This is a genomic window from Raineyella sp. W15-4 (genome assembly GCF_033170155.1).
Classification (GTDB): Bacteria; Actinomycetota; Actinomycetes; order Propionibacteriales; family Propionibacteriaceae; genus Raineyella.
Genome location: NZ_CP137079.1, coordinates 1,781,673 through 1,797,606, shown reverse-complemented (window position 1 = coordinate 1,797,606; position 15,934 = coordinate 1,781,673). Strand labels below are relative to the sequence as shown.

At 69.8% G+C, this 15,934-nt stretch carries 14 protein-coding genes; 9 read left to right on the top strand and 5 right to left on the bottom strand.

Annotation, left to right across the window (positions count from 1 at the left end; translation table 11 throughout):
- Positions 1–73: 73 nt before the first annotated feature.
- Entirely contained in the window at positions 74–694 is a 621-nt protein-coding gene (locus R0145_RS08385) for a hotdog domain-containing protein (protein ID WP_317839915.1), read from the top strand.
- Between the two features lie 9 nt (positions 695–703).
- Positions 704–1,519, top strand: coding sequence for a polyprenol monophosphomannose synthase (locus R0145_RS08380; RefSeq protein ID WP_317839914.1), 816 nt, complete (start codon positions 704–706; stop codon positions 1,517–1,519).
- Between the two features lie 110 nt (positions 1,520–1,629).
- Here the strand turns inward: R0145_RS08380 and R0145_RS08375 are convergent, their stop codons facing one another.
- From R0145_RS08375 to R0145_RS08355, 5 genes are all read right to left on the bottom strand, one after another.
- Positions 1,630–2,019, bottom strand: a complete 390-nt coding sequence (locus R0145_RS08375; RefSeq protein ID WP_317839913.1) for an RNA polymerase-binding protein RbpA — start codon at positions 2,017–2,019, stop codon at positions 1,630–1,632.
- A 72-nt stretch (positions 2,020–2,091) separates the two neighbouring features.
- The gene (locus tag R0145_RS08370; protein ID WP_317839911.1) at positions 2,092–3,453 is read right to left on the bottom strand and encodes an MFS transporter; all 1,362 of its coding nucleotides are present in this window, start codon (positions 3,451–3,453) and stop codon (positions 2,092–2,094) included.
- The gene (locus R0145_RS08365; protein WP_317839910.1) at positions 3,440–4,288 is read right to left on the bottom strand and encodes a glycerophosphodiester phosphodiesterase family protein; all 849 of its coding nucleotides are present in this window, start codon (positions 4,286–4,288) and stop codon (positions 3,440–3,442) included. Before R0145_RS08365 ends, R0145_RS08370 begins: the two co-directional genes overlap by 14 nt.
- Positions 4,289–4,380: 92 nt before the next feature.
- Positions 4,381–5,235 carry a pyridoxal kinase PdxY gene (gene pdxY / locus R0145_RS08360; RefSeq protein WP_317839909.1) on the bottom strand — a complete coding sequence of 285 codons (855 nt, stop codon included), beginning with the start codon at positions 5,233–5,235 and terminating at the stop codon, positions 4,381–4,383.
- 69 nt (positions 5,236–5,304) lie between these two features.
- Positions 5,305–6,828 (bottom strand): UDP-N-acetylglucosamine 1-carboxyvinyltransferase, encoded by a 1,524-nt coding sequence (locus tag R0145_RS08355; protein ID WP_317840191.1) that lies wholly within the window; start codon positions 6,826–6,828, stop codon positions 5,305–5,307.
- Between the two features lie 217 nt (positions 6,829–7,045).
- Between R0145_RS08355 and lpdA the strand changes: the two genes are divergently transcribed.
- The 7 genes from lpdA to R0145_RS08320 all read left to right on the top strand — a co-directional run bounded on the left by lpdA (position 7,046) and on the right by R0145_RS08320 (position 15,908).
- The gene (gene lpdA, locus R0145_RS08350; protein WP_317839908.1) at positions 7,046–8,452 is read left to right on the top strand and encodes a dihydrolipoyl dehydrogenase; all 1,407 of its coding nucleotides are present in this window, start codon (positions 7,046–7,048) and stop codon (positions 8,450–8,452) included.
- A gap of 434 nt (positions 8,453–8,886) precedes the next feature.
- Positions 8,887–10,941, top strand: coding sequence for a hypothetical protein (locus R0145_RS08345; RefSeq protein ID WP_317839907.1), 2,055 nt, complete (start codon positions 8,887–8,889; stop codon positions 10,939–10,941).
- Positions 10,942–10,952: 11 nt separating this feature from the next.
- Positions 10,953–12,560, top strand: coding sequence for a GT4 family glycosyltransferase PelF (gene pelF, locus R0145_RS08340; RefSeq protein ID WP_317839906.1), 1,608 nt, complete (start codon positions 10,953–10,955; stop codon positions 12,558–12,560).
- On the top strand, positions 12,560–13,909 hold the full coding sequence (locus R0145_RS08335; protein WP_317839904.1) for a hypothetical protein: 1,350 nt from the start codon (positions 12,560–12,562) through the stop codon (positions 13,907–13,909). Before pelF ends, R0145_RS08335 begins: the two co-directional genes overlap by 1 nt.
- Before the next feature lie 5 nt (positions 13,910–13,914).
- The gene (locus R0145_RS08330; RefSeq protein WP_317839903.1) at positions 13,915–14,541 is read left to right on the top strand and encodes a spherulation-specific family 4 protein; all 627 of its coding nucleotides are present in this window, start codon (positions 13,915–13,917) and stop codon (positions 14,539–14,541) included.
- Positions 14,538–15,395: an endo alpha-1,4 polygalactosaminidase gene (locus R0145_RS08325; RefSeq protein ID WP_317839902.1), complete on the top strand. Its 858-nt coding sequence runs from the start codon at positions 14,538–14,540 to the stop codon at positions 15,393–15,395. Before R0145_RS08330 ends, R0145_RS08325 begins: the two co-directional genes overlap by 4 nt.
- Before the next feature lie 69 nt (positions 15,396–15,464).
- Complete coding sequence (locus tag R0145_RS08320; protein ID WP_317839901.1) at positions 15,465–15,908, top strand: NUDIX domain-containing protein; 444 nt, start codon at positions 15,465–15,467, stop codon at positions 15,906–15,908.
- Positions 15,909–15,934: the final 26 nt, after the last annotated feature.

Genomic DNA, 15,934 nt, shown 5'->3' with positions numbered 1-15,934 from the left:
GACCTGTCCGTGCAGACGATCCCTCCCGGAGAGCCGGACCGGACGCCGCGGTGACGACCGGTATCGTGGTGCCATGAGCGATCCCCGCATCGGCCTCACCGTCACCCACAGTCGGTACGTCGGCCACAACCACACCCACTACTCGGGCAGCCAGGTCGATCATTCGTACACGATGTCGTTGCTCTCCGATGCGGCCACCGAGGTGTGCATCCGCACCGATGCCGACGAGGGCGCCATCGTGGCGTACGACGAGATCGACTTCCTCGCCCCGATCTATGCGGGCGACGTGCTGGAGGTCGAGGCCGTCGTCGTGGGCGTCGGCAGCACCAGCCGCGAGTTGGGGATGGAGGCCAGGGTGACCTGTCGGGAGGCGCAGCGCCTCGACGAGGACAATCCGAAGCTGCCCCCCACCGCCTCGTACGTGCTGGAGCGACCGCTGGTGGTCGCCCGGGCGAACGCGACGGTGGTGGTGGCGAATCCGCTGCCGGAGCCGCCGACGCCGTGGGGCACCCAGGTGGCCGAGGTGCCCGACCGCCCCGAGCTCGATCCCAGGGCAGGACTGCGGGACCTCCAGGAGACCTGGCTGCGGTGGACGCGGGATGCTCGGGAACAGATCGAGAAGCGCGCCGCGGAGCTGCGGTCGCGCACTCAGGCCGCCACCGACCACACCGCAACCGACCACAACGAGGAATGACAGACGACGATGACGCAACCCACCACCCGGACCAGCACCGCCCAGCAGATCCCGGGAGGGTCTGATCGCAAGGTCCTGGTCTGCATCCCCACCTACAACGAAGCCCAGAACATCGAGTCGATCGTCGGCCGGCTGCGTGCCGCCGTCCCGTCGGCCGATGTGGTCGTGGTGGACGACAACTCCCCGGACGGCACCGGCGACATCGCCGATCGCCTGGCGGGCGCGGACAGCCGGATCCACGTGCTGCACCGCCGGGGCAAGGAGGGCTTGGCGGCGGCGTACGTCGCCGCCTTCCGGTGGGGGCTGGAGCAGGGCTTCGACGTCCTGGTGGAGATGGACGCCGACGGGTCGCACCGCCCGGAGGAACTGCCCCGGCTGCTGGCGGCGCTCGACCGCGCCGACATGGTCAAGGGGTCCCGGTGGGTGCCGGGTGGCACGGTGGTGAACTGGCCGAAGTCGCGCGAGTACCTCTCCCGGGCCGGCAACCTCTACACCCGGATCCTGCTGGGCGTACGCGTCAAGGACGTCACCGGGGGCTACAACGTGTTCCGGGCCCAGACGCTGCGCGACATCGGTCTGGACAACATCGCCGCAGCCGGCTATTTCTTCCAGACCGACATGACGATCAACACCCTCGAAACCGGTCACTCCGTGGTCGAGGTGCCGATCACCTTCGAGGAGCGCCAGTACGGTGAGTCGAAGCTGGACCGGAGCATCTTCTTCGAGTCGCTGGCCCGGACCACCGCCTGGGGGCTGAAGCGGCGCGGCGCGCAGCTGCGGCGGCTGATCGGCAGGGGCCCGCGCGGCGTCACCCCCGCCGCCTGAGGTCGCGTGACCGAGCCTGACCTGCCGAGTCCTGACTGACGGGAGCCCTGACATGACGGAGCCCCGGACCGGATGGTCCGGGGCTCGCTGCAGTGCCGGTCGGCACCGGGTCAGCGGTGCTTCTTCGACGGCGGGGTGGTCCGGCGCATGTACTCGTCGGTGCTGATCGCACCGGTGGTCCGGACCTCCTCCAGCCGCTCCGAGAGGAGTTCCTCCAGATCGGCGAGCGAGCGACGCTCCAGGAGCATGTCCCAGTGCGTACGCGGAGGCTTCGCCTCCTTCACCTCGGGCTCGACGCCGTCGGACCGCTTGGCCTCCTGACCGCACCGCGGGCACTCCCACACGGTCGGCAGTTCGGCCTCCTCGGCGAAGGTCAGCTCGAAGTGGTGTCCCTGGGGGCAGTCGAAGCCCACTTCCTGGCGCGGGGCGAAGTCCACACCCACCTCGTCCTCGAAACTCTTGGACCCGAGGCCGGATCCGCGCAGAGAACGATCAGCCATGTGCTACCTCCTAGGATTGCTGGCGCGACCGGTCAACGCGTACGAGGGCGCGGTTGTTCCCCCGCCCATGGTCTACCGGTCGTCGTCCAGACTAGCGGTCCGGGCCAAGACCGCGCCGGACCTCCCCTTGGCGGCCGGCACCTGCAACAACAGCAGCGCGCCCACGGCGAGGACCAGGATGATCGCCACGATGCCCCAGCGGTCCTGGTGGGTGACGCCGGCGAACAGCGCGAACAGCGCAGGGGAGAGGAACGACACCGCCCGGCCGGAGGTGGTGTAGAGGCCGAACATCTGGCCCTGGCGTTCCGCCGGCGCCATCCGGGCCATCATCGAACGGGACGACGACTGCGCCGGGCCGACGAAGAGACACAGGGCCAGACCGAAGACCCAGAACAGGCCGAGGCCATGGACGAACAGCAGCACCGTGGCCGACCCGACCAGACCGATGATGCAGCCCAGGATCACCGGCCGGGCCCCGAGACGGTCCTCCAGCAATCCGCCCGCACCGGCCCCGACCGCGGCGACGATGTTGGCCGCGACGCCGAAGAGGAGCACCGCGCTCGCCGGCATGCCGTACACGCTGACCGCGAGCACCGCCCCGAAGGTGAACACCGCGGCCAGGCCGTCGCGGTAGATCGCCGAGGCGATCAGGAAGCGGACGGCATCAGGGTCGGCGTGCCACAGGTCGCGGACGTCGCCGATGAGCCGCCGGTAGGAGGCGATGACGCCGGTCCGGGTGGGGCGCGGACCGGCGTGCGGGTCGGGCACGGCGAGCAGCACCGGGATGGCGAAGACGAGGTACCAGACCGCGACGAGCAGGCAGACGATCCGGACGCCCAGCCCATCGGTGGCGGGCACCCCGAACCAGTTGCCCTTGGCGATGAACCCGAAGTAGGCGAACAGCAGCAGGAAGATGCTGCCGGTGTAGCCCATCGCCCAGCCCAGGCCGGAGATCCGGCCCATGTCCTCGTCCTCGGACACCTGCTTGAGCATCGCGTAGTACGACACGTTGCCGAACTCGGTGGCCACCGTGCCGATGCCCAGCAGCACCAGGCCGGCGACCAGATAGGAGGGTTCCGGTCGGATGGCGAACATCGCGGCGGTGGCGGCGATCACCACTGCGGTCCACATCCCGAGGCTGCGGCGCAGCCCACCGCCGTCGGCCCGCTGGCCCATGATGGGTGCGGTCAGGGCGATGATCGCCCCGGCGACCGCGGTGGAGATGCTCAGCGCGGTGGGGCCGCTGATCGCTCCGTCCTTCGCGGCCACCGTCCCGGTCAGGTAGGTCGCGAAGACGAACGTCACGATCACCGAGGCGAACGCGGAGGAGCCCCAGTCGTACGACACCCAGGACCAGATCCGGGCCCGCCGTCCGAACCGTGCGTGGAGCGGGCGGCGCGTGCCCGGCTCGATCCCGATCTCAGTCCCGGCCATGCCACAGCCCCCGCTCCACCAGGACGTCCTTGAGGACGTCGATCCGATCACTGACCAGCCCGTCGACCCCCAGCTCGATCAGCTCAGCCATCTCCACCGGATCGTCGATCGTCCAGACGTGCAGCTTCTTGCCCGCCGCGTGGACGGCGTCCACCAGACCGCGGGTGACCACCCGCACCTCGTCGCCCCGGATGTCGTGCCGGGCCAGGTCGAGCAGGCCGGCCGGGAGAGCCCCCACGGTCCGCGGCAGCGGCGTCCAGTGCGGCACCTGCAGCACGTTGCCGGGGACGGACAGCAGCCGGGGCAGGGTCGGGACCATCCGGAACCAGGCGACGCCCAGTGGGCTGACCGAGGTGGAGATCTGGCTGCCGGCGAGCCGGCGGAAGTCGTGCAGCCGGCGGGCGGAGAAGGACGCGACGTTCACCCGCTGCTGGGCCCGATGCCGGTTGATCACCGCCAGCAGCGGCCGGACGGCCCCGTCGGCCTTGAGATCGATGTTGAAGAAGGTGTCCGGGAACGCCTCGAACACCTCGTCCAGGGTGGGGATCGGCTCGATCCCGCCGATCCGGGCCTGGGCCACCTCGGCGTGGTCCAGCTCGGCGATCACCCCGGCGCGGTCCGTCACCCGGTCCAGCCGGTCGTCGTGGAAGGCCACCAGGACGCCGTCGTGCGTCGCGTGCACGTCGGTCTCGACGTGGGTGTAGCCCAGGGCAACGGCCTCCCCGAAGGCGTGCAGGCTGTTCTCCCGGCCGACGTTGGGAGCGTACGTGGATCCCCCGCGGTGCGCCAGGGCGAGGAACGGCGGGGAGAAGAACGGCAGATCACTGACGGACATGGGGCCATCCCAGCAGAGTCAGGTGACCAACGGGTGACACCGCACCGGGTCGGGGACGGCTCGGCAGCGTGGACGTCGGGCCGCGCAGGTGATCAGCGCAGCCGGTCGGCGGTGAAGGTCCACGCCGGGGCGACGAACTCGTCCTGGGCGTCGACCAGCGCCAGCTCCGCCCGACCCAGCTCCCGGGTGCGGTGCAGCAGGCCGAACATCGCCGCGGCGGTGTTCTCCACCGCCGAACGGGCCGAGCCGGTGCCGAGCAGGTGGGCGAGGAAGATCGCCGAGGTGACGTCGCCCGAGCCGACGAAGTAGGCGTCCAGCTTCGGGGTGGTGACGAGGTAGGCACCCGCGTCGTCGACCGCGAGCAGCTGCACGGTCGACGGGTCGGTCTCGGTGCTCACCATCGAGGTGACCAGCACGGTCCGTGGCCCGCGGGAGCGCAGCTCGTCGACCGCCGCCAGGATCTCGTCGAGCGTGTGGGTCTCGCGGCCCACCAGGTGGTCGAGCTCGAAGTGGTTCGGGGTGAGGACCTGGGCCATCGGCACCACCCGGTCGCGGAACATCGGCGGGACGTCGTCGCGGACGAAGAACCCGCGCCCGACGTCACCCATCACCGGATCGCAGCACCACACGGCGTCGGGGTTGCGTTCCCGGAGCAGTTCGGCCGCGGCCAACACCGTCGCGCCGGTGGCGCCGTTGCCCAGGTAGCCCGACAGCAGCGCGTCACAGCCGGCCAGGGCACCCCGCTCGTCGATCCCGCGGACCACGTCGAGGACGTCGGCGGGGTCCAGCAGCGGGCCGCGCCAGGCGCCGTAGCCGGTGTGGTTGGAGAAGTGCACGGTGAGCACCGGGTAGACCTCGATGCCCATCCGCATCAGCGGGAAGGCCGCCGCGCTGTTGCCGGCGTGGCCGTACGCGACGGAGGACTGGATGGACAGGATCGAGGTCATGCGCTCCATGGTGCCGCACCCCGGCGGGGTGTCCGGTCCCGAGACACGATGCGGCCGGGAGCCGGACGACTAGCCGGTGGTGACCCGGACGTTGGCGCCCAGCGCGTTCAGCCGGTTCGGCAGGTCCTCGTAGCCGCGGTTGATGACGTAGACGTCGCGGAGCACCGACTCGCCCTTCGCGCCGAGCATCGCCAGCAGCAGGCACACGCCCGGGCGCAGCGCCGGGGGACAGGTGACCTCCCGGCCGCGCCACTTCGTCGGGCCGTTGACGATCAGCCGGTGCGGATCGAGCAGCTGGATGTTGCCGCCGATCTTGGCCAGGTCGAGCAGGTGGATGGCCCGGTTCTCGTACACCCAGTCGTGGATCAGCGTCTGGCCCTGGGCCTCGGCGGCGATCACCGCGAAGAACGGCAGGTTGTCGATGTTGAGTCCGGGGAACGGCATCGGGTGGATCTTGTCGATCGGCGCCTTCAGCGTCGAGGGGCGGACGGTGATGTCGACCAGCCGGGTCCGGCCGTTGTCGGCCCGGTACTCGTCGGTGACGGTGAAGTCGAGGCCCATCTCCTCCAGGATGGCCAGCTCGATCTCGAGGAACTCGATCGGCGCCCGCTGGATGGTCAGCTCCGACTTCGTCACGATCGCCGCGGTGATCAGGCTCATCGCCTCGATCGGGTCCTCGGAGGGGTAGTACTCCACGTCGGCGTTGATCTCGCCGACGCCGTGGACGACCAGCGTGGTGGTGCCCACCCCGTCGATCCGGACCCCGAGCTTCTCCAGGAAGAAGCACAGGTCCTGGACCATGTAGTTCGGTGAGGCGTTCCGGATCGTCACCGGCCCCGCCACCATCGCGGCGGCCATCAGGGCGTTCTCGGTGACAGTGTCGCCGCGCTCGGTCAGCACGACGGCCCGCTCCGGGGCGTGCACGTCCTCCGCGGTGCACCGGTAGAAGCCCTCGGTGGCCAGCACGTCGAGCCCGAAGTGCCGCAGCACCTGCAGGTGCGGTTCGATGGTGCGCGCCCCGAGGTCGCAGCCGCCGGCGTAGGGCACCTTGAACTCGGGGTAGAAGTGCATCAGCGGAGCGAAGAACATGATGATGGACCGCGTCCGCCGGGCCGCGGTGACGTCCATCCGGTCCAGGTCCAGCTCCTCGGGGCGGATCAGCTCCAGATCGGTCTCGTTGATCCAGGAGATCCGGTAGCCGATGCTGATCAGCACCTCGCAGATCCGGTTGACCTCCTCGATCTTGGCGATCTTGCGCAGCACCGTACGACCCCGGTTGAGCAGCGAGGCGCACAGCAGCGCGACCGCCGCGTTCTTGGAGGAACGTACGTCGATCGCCCCGCTCAGCCGCCGGCCGCCCTCGATGGTGAGGTGCATCGGCGTCGGCTTGATCGGATGCATGGGCTGCGGGACGGCTTCGGTCGCCTCGGCACCGGGCCCGGCCTCCAAGGCCTGCGCGATCCGGTTGACCAGGTCGATCGACACGGTCACCGCTCCGCTCTCCACCTCCTCGAGGGCCGAGGACTGGGTGTTCAGCTTGGCGGCGAGGGCGTCCACGGACAGTCCCCGCTGCTCACGGGCGTCGCGGATCATCTTGCCGATCTGCAAGGCGGTGGAGCTAGAAGTCACCGTTCCAGCCTAACCCACGGTCCCGGCGGGGCCGCGGAGCCGCTGTCCGAGCCCCTCCGCGGCGCCCGCCGACCGGCGGGTGGACCGGCCTGGCGACCCGCGTGCCACCCGGTGCCACAACCTGGTCCGTGATCGGCGGTCGCGACGACAGAGGAGGGGCTCGCTGGTTAAGGTTGAGGCCATGACCGCACACTTTGACGTCGTTGTCCTGGGCGCCGGGCCCGGTGGGTACACCGCGGCGATCCGCGCCGCCCAGCTGGGCCTGTCAGCCGCCATCGTCGAGAAGAAGTACTGGGGTGGTGTCTGTCTCAACGTCGGCTGCATCCCGACGAAGGCGCTGCTGCGCAACGCGGAGCTCGCGCACATCTTCACCCATGACCGCGACCTCTTCGGCTTCAGCATCGACGGTGAGGTGCGGCTCGACTACGGCAAGGCCTACAGCCGCTCCCGCGACGTCGCCTCGAAGTCCGCCGCCGGTGTGCACTACCTGATGAAGAAGAACAAGGTCAAGGAGTACGACGGCTGGGGCACCTTCAAGGACGCCAAGACCCTCGAGATCGCCCTGAACGACGGCTCGGTCGAGACGATCACCGCGGACAACGTCATCATCGACACCGGTTCGGTCACCCGGATGCTGCCCGGCATGCAGCGCTCCGCCAATGTGCTGACCTACGAGGAGTTGATCCTCTCCGACAGCCTGCCGCAGAAGATCATCATCGGCGGGGCCGGCGCGATCGGCACCGAGTTCGCCTACGTCCTCAACTCGTACGGTGTCGACGTCACCATCGTCGAGTACCTGGACCGGATGATCCCGGTCGAGGACGCCGAACTCGGCAAGGAGCTGCAGAAGGCGTACAAGAAGCTCGGCATCAAGGTCCTCACGAGCACCGCGGTCAAGCAGGTCGAGGACACCGGCACCGGCGTACGGATCACCGTCGAGCCGGCGGCCGGCGGCGAACAGCAGATCCTGGAGGCCGACCGGATGCTGTCGGCCTTCGGCTTCGCCCCCCGCACCCAGGGGTACGGCCTGGAGAACACCGGTGTGGCGCTCACCCAGCGCGGCGCGATCGAGATCGACGACTACATGCGCACCAACGTGCCCGGCGTGTACGCGATCGGCGACGTCACCGCCAAGCTGATGCTCGCCCACACCGCCGAGGCCCAGGGCGTGGTGGCGGCGGAGACCATCGCCGGTGCCGAGACGATGCCGATCAACTACGACATGATCCCGCACGCCACCTACTGCCAGCCGCAGATCGCCGCCTTCGGCTACACCGAGGAGAAGGCCAAGGAGCTCGGCTACGACGTCAAGGTCTCGAAGTTCCCCTTCTCCGCCAACGGCAAGGCGCGCGGCATGGGAGAGACGGTCGGCTTCGTCAAGATCGTCGCCGACGCGACGTACGGCGAGATCCTCGGTGCCCACATGATCGGCCCGGAGGTCACCGAGCTGCTGCCCGAGCTCGTCCTGGCCCAGACCTGGGACCTCACCGCCGAGGAGATCGGCCGGTCGATCCACGCCCACCCGACCCTCTCCGAGACGCTCAAGGAAGCCGCTGAGGGCATCGCCGGCCACATGATCAATCTCTGAGTACCCACCGCCGTCCGGCGAGTGACCCCAGGCCCGGATCCGCGGCTGTTGCCGCGGATCCGGGCCTGTTCATGTCCGTCCACGGCCGTCTGTGCCGGGGAAATCTAGCCGCGCCCCACGGTGTCTCCCACTGCAGAGAATGCACCTTCGGGAACCGCCAGACCTTTGGCTTACTGTGTCTTAGGCCACAGTTGGTCCGCTGTGTCCTAGGCTACACACAGCGTCGATGGGGCGAGACACCGAAGCATCACGATCCGCCTTCATTTCTTGACACCCCTCGGCGACATCAGTGTTCTGGTTGTTGGGGGGTGGCAATGCGCGATTCGAACTTGTCCACAGGACATTCACGTCCACCGGGACGTCGTCCGGGCCCGAAGCTGCGGCGTTCATCGGCCGCCGTTCTCGCGGTGGTGCTGTTGTGCGCCGGATGCTCGGTGAAAGCCGACGTCACGCCGGTGGCGGGCTCGGCGCCGACCCAGAATACGACCACGGCAGCGCACCCGGCCGCGCCGGCCGGCAACTCCGATGTCGCCCTCCGCGTGCTCGTGCTCGACGACGGCGGCAGCTGGGCGGAAGCCCTGCGGAATCAGCTGAAGACCGAGGGGGTGCCGTTCACTCGCGTCGATCTCACGGCCGGTCCGGGCCACAACGTCACGTCCACGCTGCTGGCATCGCAGGACGCGGGAGGCGCCCACGGTCATTTCTCGGCGATCATCGCCCCCCGGGCGGGGTCCGCCCTGCTGACGGCCACCGAACAGCAGCTGCTGAGCACCTACCAGTCGACCTTCAACGTCCGGCTGATCGAGACCGCCCCCACCACCGACCTCGCCCTCGACGTGCCCCAGAGCACCGTGTATCGGGGGCCGATCGACGGCGCGAAGACCACTGTCACGAGCCAGGGGGAGGCGGGAGCGTTCTCCTATCTCCGAGGTGCCGTCCAGATCGACCCGGGCAACGACGACACCGAGGCGGCCCTGGTGCGCAATCCCGGCCCGATCAAGGGCGTGCAGACCACTCCGTTCCTGACGATGCTCTTCCCGGGCACCAAGACCCCCGCCACGCTCATCCGTGCGGAGGTCCGCAGCGGTCGCGAACGGATGATCGTCTCGTTCAACAGCAACGCCGGCGACGAATCCGTGAAGCTCCTGGCCCACGGCATGATTCGCTGGGTCACCCGCGACGTCTCGGTGTCACATTTCCGGAGTTACTTCTCCGTCCATGCCGATGACCTCTTCCTTCCGAACTCCCAGTGGAGCGTCGAGGGCAAATGCGAGATCGGCCGGAATTGCCCGCCCACCATCCCCACCACGGGCCCGGACGCGACCATCAGGATGGTGCCCGCCGACCTGGACGCGCTCGTCGCCTGGCAGAAGGCCAGCGGCGTGAAGATCGACCTGGCGTTGAACGGCGCGGGAGCCGCGGAGTACGCCCAGACCCACGGCGGGAGGGACCCGCTGGCCGACCGGCTGGTGCAGGTGACCGCGGACCTGCGGCTGCTCAACCACACGTACACCCATGCGTTCCTCGGCTGCCAGCAGGTCCTGCTTCCCAACGACTGGCACTGCGTCGAAGTGAACGGTGCGATCCAGTGGGTCCCCGCGGACACCCTGGCCCGCGAGATCGTCACGAACCAGGAGTTCATGCGGAAGATGAAGCTGGACAACTTCTCGACGACGGAGTTGGTCACCGGTGAGCACTCCGGCCTCCGCAAGCCGCCCCAGCAGCCCGACGACAATCCGGCCCTGGCCGACGTCCTGACCCGGGCCGGGATCCTCTGGACCGCGAGCGACGACTCGGACGAGAACGGCTCGCGCCGGATCGGATCGGCCAACACCGTGCCGCGCACGCCGATCGACCTCGACTACGACACGCCGACCATGCGGCAGGTCGTATCGCTCTACAACTGGAAGAACGACTCCCTCGCCGACGGCGGGAGCGGCGAATGTGCGGCGCCGGATTCGCAGACCGAATGCGTCGCACCGGTCGACCTCGACACCGGCTTCAACGACGTCATCCTCCCGATGGAGGCGGACAAGATCTTCACCCACATGATCAGCGACGATCCCCGTCCGCACTTCGTGCACCAGAGCAACCTGACCTCCCAGCGGCTCCTCTACCCGATCCTGGACCAGGCGCTGAGCCGTCGGGCCGACGTCTACTCGGACTCCGTACCGTTGATCAACCCCTCCATGTCGGACGCCGGCCAGGCCGTCGTCGACCGGCAGGCCTGGGACACCGACCAGAGCCTGGTGGACGCGACCGTCTCGGGTTCACGGGTGAAGCTGATCAACCATGCAGATCACCCGGTGCGGGTGCCGGTCAGCCTGCCCGACGGCGCGGACACCGTCTCGGCCGAAATGGCCACGGGCCTGTTCGGCGAGGCGTACGCCGGCCAACGCTCGGCCTGGGTGGAGCTGGCCCCCGGCGCGCAGGCCGAGTTCGAAACGGCCGGATCATCCGGCTTCCCGTCCAGTGCCGAGTGGCGATAGGGGGTGGCGTGATGCGTATCGGCCTTTTCACCGAAGGCACCTACCCGGTGGTCCGGGGTGGGGTGACCCGCTGGTGCGAGCTCCTCATCAACGGCATGCCGGAGCATACGTTCGTCCCGGTGTCGATCATCGGCTCCGACGAACGCGCGGTCGTACGGACACCCGGCAACGTCACCGAGACCACCCTCATCCCGATGTGGGGGCCGATGCGACCGGCCGTCGTACCGCGGCGGCGGCGCGCGCTGGAGGACCTCCTCGGGCGGATCTGGTCGGCCGCCCTGCCGGCGGCGACGGACGACGCAACCGACGTCGGGGGATTCTCGCAGGCGTTGCGGGGCCTGACCGGCTGGCACGGGGTCAGATTGTCCAGGATGCTCGCGGGGGACGGCTCTGCACGGGCGCTGCTGGCGGCCTGGCGCGCCCAGCGTCGGGTCCGCCCGGAACTGCCTCCGCTGTCCCTGGCGGATGCGGTGCAGGCGACCGCCCACGTGGACCGGATGCTGGCCCTGGCGGACATACCGTTCCCGGAATTCGATCTGAGTCACGTCGCCGCGAACGGTCCGAGTGCCCTGCTCGCCCTCGGCCGGTGGTGGTCGGCGGGCACGCCGATCCTGCTCACCGAGCACGGCATCTATCTGCGGGAACGCTATCTGGCGCTGGCGCGCACCGACCTGAGCTGGCCGGCCCGCCGCGCGGTGAGCGCCTTCTTGCGGGCGCTGAGCCGGGTGACGTACGAGGAGGCGATCCGGATCACGCCCGTCAGCCGGTTCAATGACGGCTGGGAGCAATTGCTGGGAGCGGACCCCGAGAAGATCGAGACGATCCACAACGGTGTCGAGACCGACCTCTTCCAGGAGATCACGACGGAGCCGGCGGAGCCCACGATCGCGTTCGTCGGTCGCATCGACCCGCTGAAGGACCTGGCCACCCTGATCTCCGCGGTGGAGATCGTGCGCCGTGATGTGCCTGACGTCCGGCTGCGCCTGTTCGGGCCCACGCCCAACGGCAACGAGCGCTACCGCGACGACCTGGTCCGGCAGGCCGCCGAAGCCGGCCTGGCCGGCGTGGTCACCTTCGAAGGAGCCGTTTCCTCGGCCGTGCCGGCGCTGGAGGCGGGTCACGTGATCGCCCTGTCGAGCATCTCCGAGGGGCTGCCCTACACCGTCATCGAGGCGATGATGGCCGGTCGTGCCACCGTCAACACCGATGTCGGAGGTGTCGGGGAGGTGGTCGGCGACGACGGGATGTGCGGGGTGTTGGTGCCCCCCAGGGATCCGGACGCGATGGCCTCCGCGCTGGTCCGACTCCTCACCCGGGACGAGGAGCGCCGTGCGATGGGGCGGCGCGCCCGCAGCCGGGCCCTCGCGATGTTCAACCTGGACCTCTTCACCGAGCGCTATCGCCAGGCATACCGGACCGTGCAGAGCGCCGAGACACCTCCGTGGATCGCCGCGCCGGGCACGACTGTCGAACGGCAGCGACGCAGGGTGCGGAGGTCCGAGGCGGTGCCGGCCACGATCCGTGTCGTGCCGGTGCCGGCTGTGCAGATCGCCGCAGGGAACGACCTGGCAGCAAGGAGCGACACGAAGGACAACGTGCTGACCGAGGGGAGGGGCTGATGTCCGCGACGAGCGCTGCACACCCGATGGCCGGTGCCGGGCGAGCACCGGCCGGCCCGGGTGCGGACCACCGGCCCACGCCGGAGGACGCGGCCGCCATCGGGGTCGACCTGTGGGACGTGACGGCCCACCTCGAGGCGTCGGGGTTCTCCGACCGCGCCGCCCGCGCCGCCGGGCATGCCTCGACCGCCGGGTGGGCGCAGCAGCTGCTCGGGGAGAGGGACCCGGTGCCCCGTGGGCGAACCCGACGGGGACGGCGGTCCGCCCGCAGCCACCTGCTGTGGGCAGCGCTGGGCCGAGCTGTCGTCATGCTCGCCGGAGTCGTCATCTGCGTGTCCACCATGCCTCGCGAGTCCGTCGAAGTGGTGGTCTTCGTGATCGCCGCGGCCGGCTGGTTGACCGCTCAAGTGGTCAGCGCGGCGCTCTGGCACGGGCTGGGGCGCGGTCCCCGGGGTGACGCCGTCCGAGGAGCGATGATCACCTGCGGCATCATGGTGCTGCTGGGGATCGCCACCTGGATCGCGCTCCGCGAACCCACCGTGATGATCTGGGTGCTCTGGGCGTGCAGCGCGCCGCTGCTGGTGACCCTGCGACCGGGCCCGTTGCTGGTGGCCCTGGTCGGCATCGCGGGAGCCGTGTCCGCCCTCGCCTGGACGTTCGGCGCGTACTGGCAGGTGTTGGTGCTGGCGGTCGGCGCAACCGCGCTGGCGTCGGTGGCAGCAGCCTCCGCGGCCGGGGAGGCGATCCGGACCGCACGTTCCCGGATCGTCCCCGGCACGGTCGGCGCCGTGACGGTGGCGCTGATCCAGACCCTCGCCCACCTTGGCCTGCTGCTGGTGATCTTCCTCCGGATCGGCCCGGGGGCCTTCGCCGCCGTCGCGATCGCGGGCCTCGTGGCAGGCGTACTGGCCGATCCGCTGTTCGCTGTGGCGCGGATCTTCGGCCGGTGGGTCAGCAGTCATCTCACCCGGTGGTTCCCCGGTCGGACGCTGGCCGGAGCGATCGGCACTCCACTGCTGCTCGCACTCTGCGCGGCCGCGGTCTGGGTCGCGTTCCGGGTCCTGGACGACCCGTATCGGGTGTACCTGGACGAGCCCCTCGCCATCACCGCGGCGACGGCCACCGCCGCGCTCGTCGCGACCATCAACGCGCTGCTGCGCACCGGCGCGGCAACCGGGGCGATGGTGTTCACGGTCCTGGCGTGTACGGCGGGCGGCCTCGCCCTGACCTATCGACTGCCGGCCGAGGAGCCCTGGCAATCGGGGAACTTCATCCTGGTCACCGCCGTGCTGGTGGCATCGGCGGCGATCATCGTCACCCATCGGCTCTCGCGTCCCCAGGCCTGGTGAGGACCATGCACCGTGCCGCGCCGTGGTATGTGCACCCGCTGGAGGCACCGGCCGCCTGGGAGCGGCTCCGGGCCGGAGAGGCCGGACTCGCGTTCGCCGTCGTCAACGTTGCCGACGGGCCCGGCCGGGAGGTGGACGGCAGCTACCGGGAGGCGCTGACCGGCGTGGGCACGCCAGTGGTCGGCTATGTCGACGTGGCGTACGGCGACCGGACGGGCGACGCCGTCCTGGCCGACCTCGCAGCCTGGCAGGAGCGCTACGCGGTGACCGCGGTGATGCTCGACCGCGTCCCCCCGGTGGCCTCCCGGCACTGGCGCCCGAAGGTCATCGACCGGCTGCGATCGGCGGGCGCCACCACCGTGGTGGCCAATCCCGGGCGCCCGGCCTCCGACGAGTTGGTGCTCCGGGCGGACGTCACCTGTGTGGCCGAAATGGCGTGGCCGACCTACGCCAGGCACAGTCCAGGAGTCACCGCCGCCGAACCCGGGCGGGTGTGGCACCTGATCCATTCCTGTCCTCCCGATCAGCAGCCCGACGCTATGGCGCGGGCCGAGGCGGGTGGGGCAGGCTATTACTGGACCACGGCGGGAAGACTCCCGAACCCGTGGCGGATCCTTCAGGAGAACTGGTGAGAGCGAAGACCTGGCTCGCGATACTGATCGGTGTCGTGCCGCTGATCGGCGGATGCGGACTCGTGCCATACGCCGCTCGGGGGAACCAACCGGACACGGTGAAGACCGCACCGACCGTCGCCCGCACGGTCCGCACCACGAGCTCCGCGGGACCCTGGTGGGCTCCGGACGTCGGGGCCACCTTCCTGATCCAGTACACCGGGAAAGTGGACTTCTCCCGGCCTTTCGATGTCTACAACCTCGACTGGGAACGCACCAACGCCAGCGACGTCACGCAGCTCAGGGACCGCGGCGTGGCCTCGGTCTGCTACCTCAACGCCGGCGCGTACGAGGACTTCCGCCCGGACAAGGACAGTTTCCCCGCCAGCGTGATCGGGAACGATCTCGACGGGTGGCCCGGGGAGAAATGGCTCGACGTACGACAGATCAGCACCCTGCTGCCGATCATGACGGCGCGGATGGACGTCTGCAAGAGCAAGGGCTTCGTCGCGATCGACCCCGACAACACCGACGGCTGGACCCAGGACACCGGCTTCCCGATCAGCGCGGCCGACCAGATCGCCTACCAGCGGGCCCTGGCGGCCGCGGCGCACGAGCGGGGTCTCGCCGTCGGGCTCAAGAACAACGAGGACCAGATCGACGACCTGGCGAAGGATGTCGACTTCGCCGTGAACGAGGAGTGCGTGGCCTACCGGGAGTGTGACCAATACCAGGCCTTCCTCGCCGGTGGCAAGGCCGTCTTCAACATCGAGTACAAGGGGAGTCCCACCTCGGTGTGCCCGGGCCGGCCGGCCGGCATGTCGACGGTGATCAGCAACCGGAAGCTGAGCGGGACCATCACGGCCTGCCCCTGATCACCGTCTGTGTCTGATCACCGCGGCCCCGGCTGCGACGCCGGCAGGGGCCATGAGAGAGTGGGCATCATGAGCTTCCCCCGCGACCGGCACCTTGTCGTCGCAGCCGCTCTGGTGGACGATCTGGCTCGACCGACCCGACTGCTGGCGGCCCGCCGGCACGCCACTTCCCAGGCCGGCGGGTGGGAATTCCCCGGCGGCAAGGTGGAGGCCGGCGAGGAGCCCCTGGCGGCCCTGCACCGCGAACTGGCGGAGGAGTTGTCCCTGCCGATCACCGTCGGTCCCGAGGTCCGCGGCCCGATGTCCGACGGCGCCTGGCCGATCGTCGAGGGCTGGCGGATCAGGGTCTGGCTCGCGGTGCCCGCCCGGACCGACGTACGTCCCGGCCCCGCCCACGACCTGCTGCGCTGGCTCGGTGCTGACGAGCTGGGCAGTGTCCCGTGGCTTCCGGCCGACGACGCGATCGTGGTGGTGCTCCGCTCCCTGATGGCGCCGGCGTCCGCCCACTTCTGACGTCGGTCCGCCCCCGGTCCGCCGGG

Excerpts from the sequence above, each read along its gene's own strand:
- R0145_RS08380 (WP_317839914.1), top strand. The coding sequence starts at position 704 with ATGACGCAACCCACCACCCGGACCAGCACCGCCCAGCAGATCCCGGGA.
- pelF (WP_317839906.1), top strand. The coding sequence starts at position 10,953 with ATGCGTATCGGCCTTTTCACCGAAGGCACCTACCCGGTGGTCCGGGGT.
- R0145_RS08320 (WP_317839901.1), top strand. The coding sequence starts at position 15,465 with ATGAGCTTCCCCCGCGACCGGCACCTTGTCGTCGCAGCCGCTCTGGTG.
- lpdA (WP_317839908.1), top strand. The coding sequence starts at position 7,046 with ATGACCGCACACTTTGACGTCGTTGTCCTGGGCGCCGGGCCCGGTGGG.
- R0145_RS08375 (WP_317839913.1), bottom strand. The coding sequence starts at position 2,019 with ATGGCTGATCGTTCTCTGCGCGGATCCGGCCTCGGGTCCAAGAGTTTC.
- R0145_RS08355 (WP_317840191.1), bottom strand. The coding sequence starts at position 6,828 with ATGATCCGCGACGCCCGTGAGCAGCGGGGACTGTCCGTGGACGCCCTC.
- R0145_RS08385 (WP_317839915.1), top strand. The coding sequence starts at position 74 with ATGAGCGATCCCCGCATCGGCCTCACCGTCACCCACAGTCGGTACGTC.
- R0145_RS08335 (WP_317839904.1), top strand. The coding sequence starts at position 12,560 with ATGTCCGCGACGAGCGCTGCACACCCGATGGCCGGTGCCGGGCGAGCA.
- pdxY (WP_317839909.1), bottom strand. The coding sequence starts at position 5,235 with ATGACCTCGATCCTGTCCATCCAGTCCTCCGTCGCGTACGGCCACGCC.
- R0145_RS08370 (WP_317839911.1), bottom strand. The coding sequence starts at position 3,453 with ATGGCCGGGACTGAGATCGGGATCGAGCCGGGCACGCGCCGCCCGCTC.
- R0145_RS08365 (WP_317839910.1), bottom strand. The coding sequence starts at position 4,288 with ATGTCCGTCAGTGATCTGCCGTTCTTCTCCCCGCCGTTCCTCGCCCTG.
- R0145_RS08330 (WP_317839903.1), top strand. The coding sequence starts at position 13,915 with ATGCACCGTGCCGCGCCGTGGTATGTGCACCCGCTGGAGGCACCGGCC.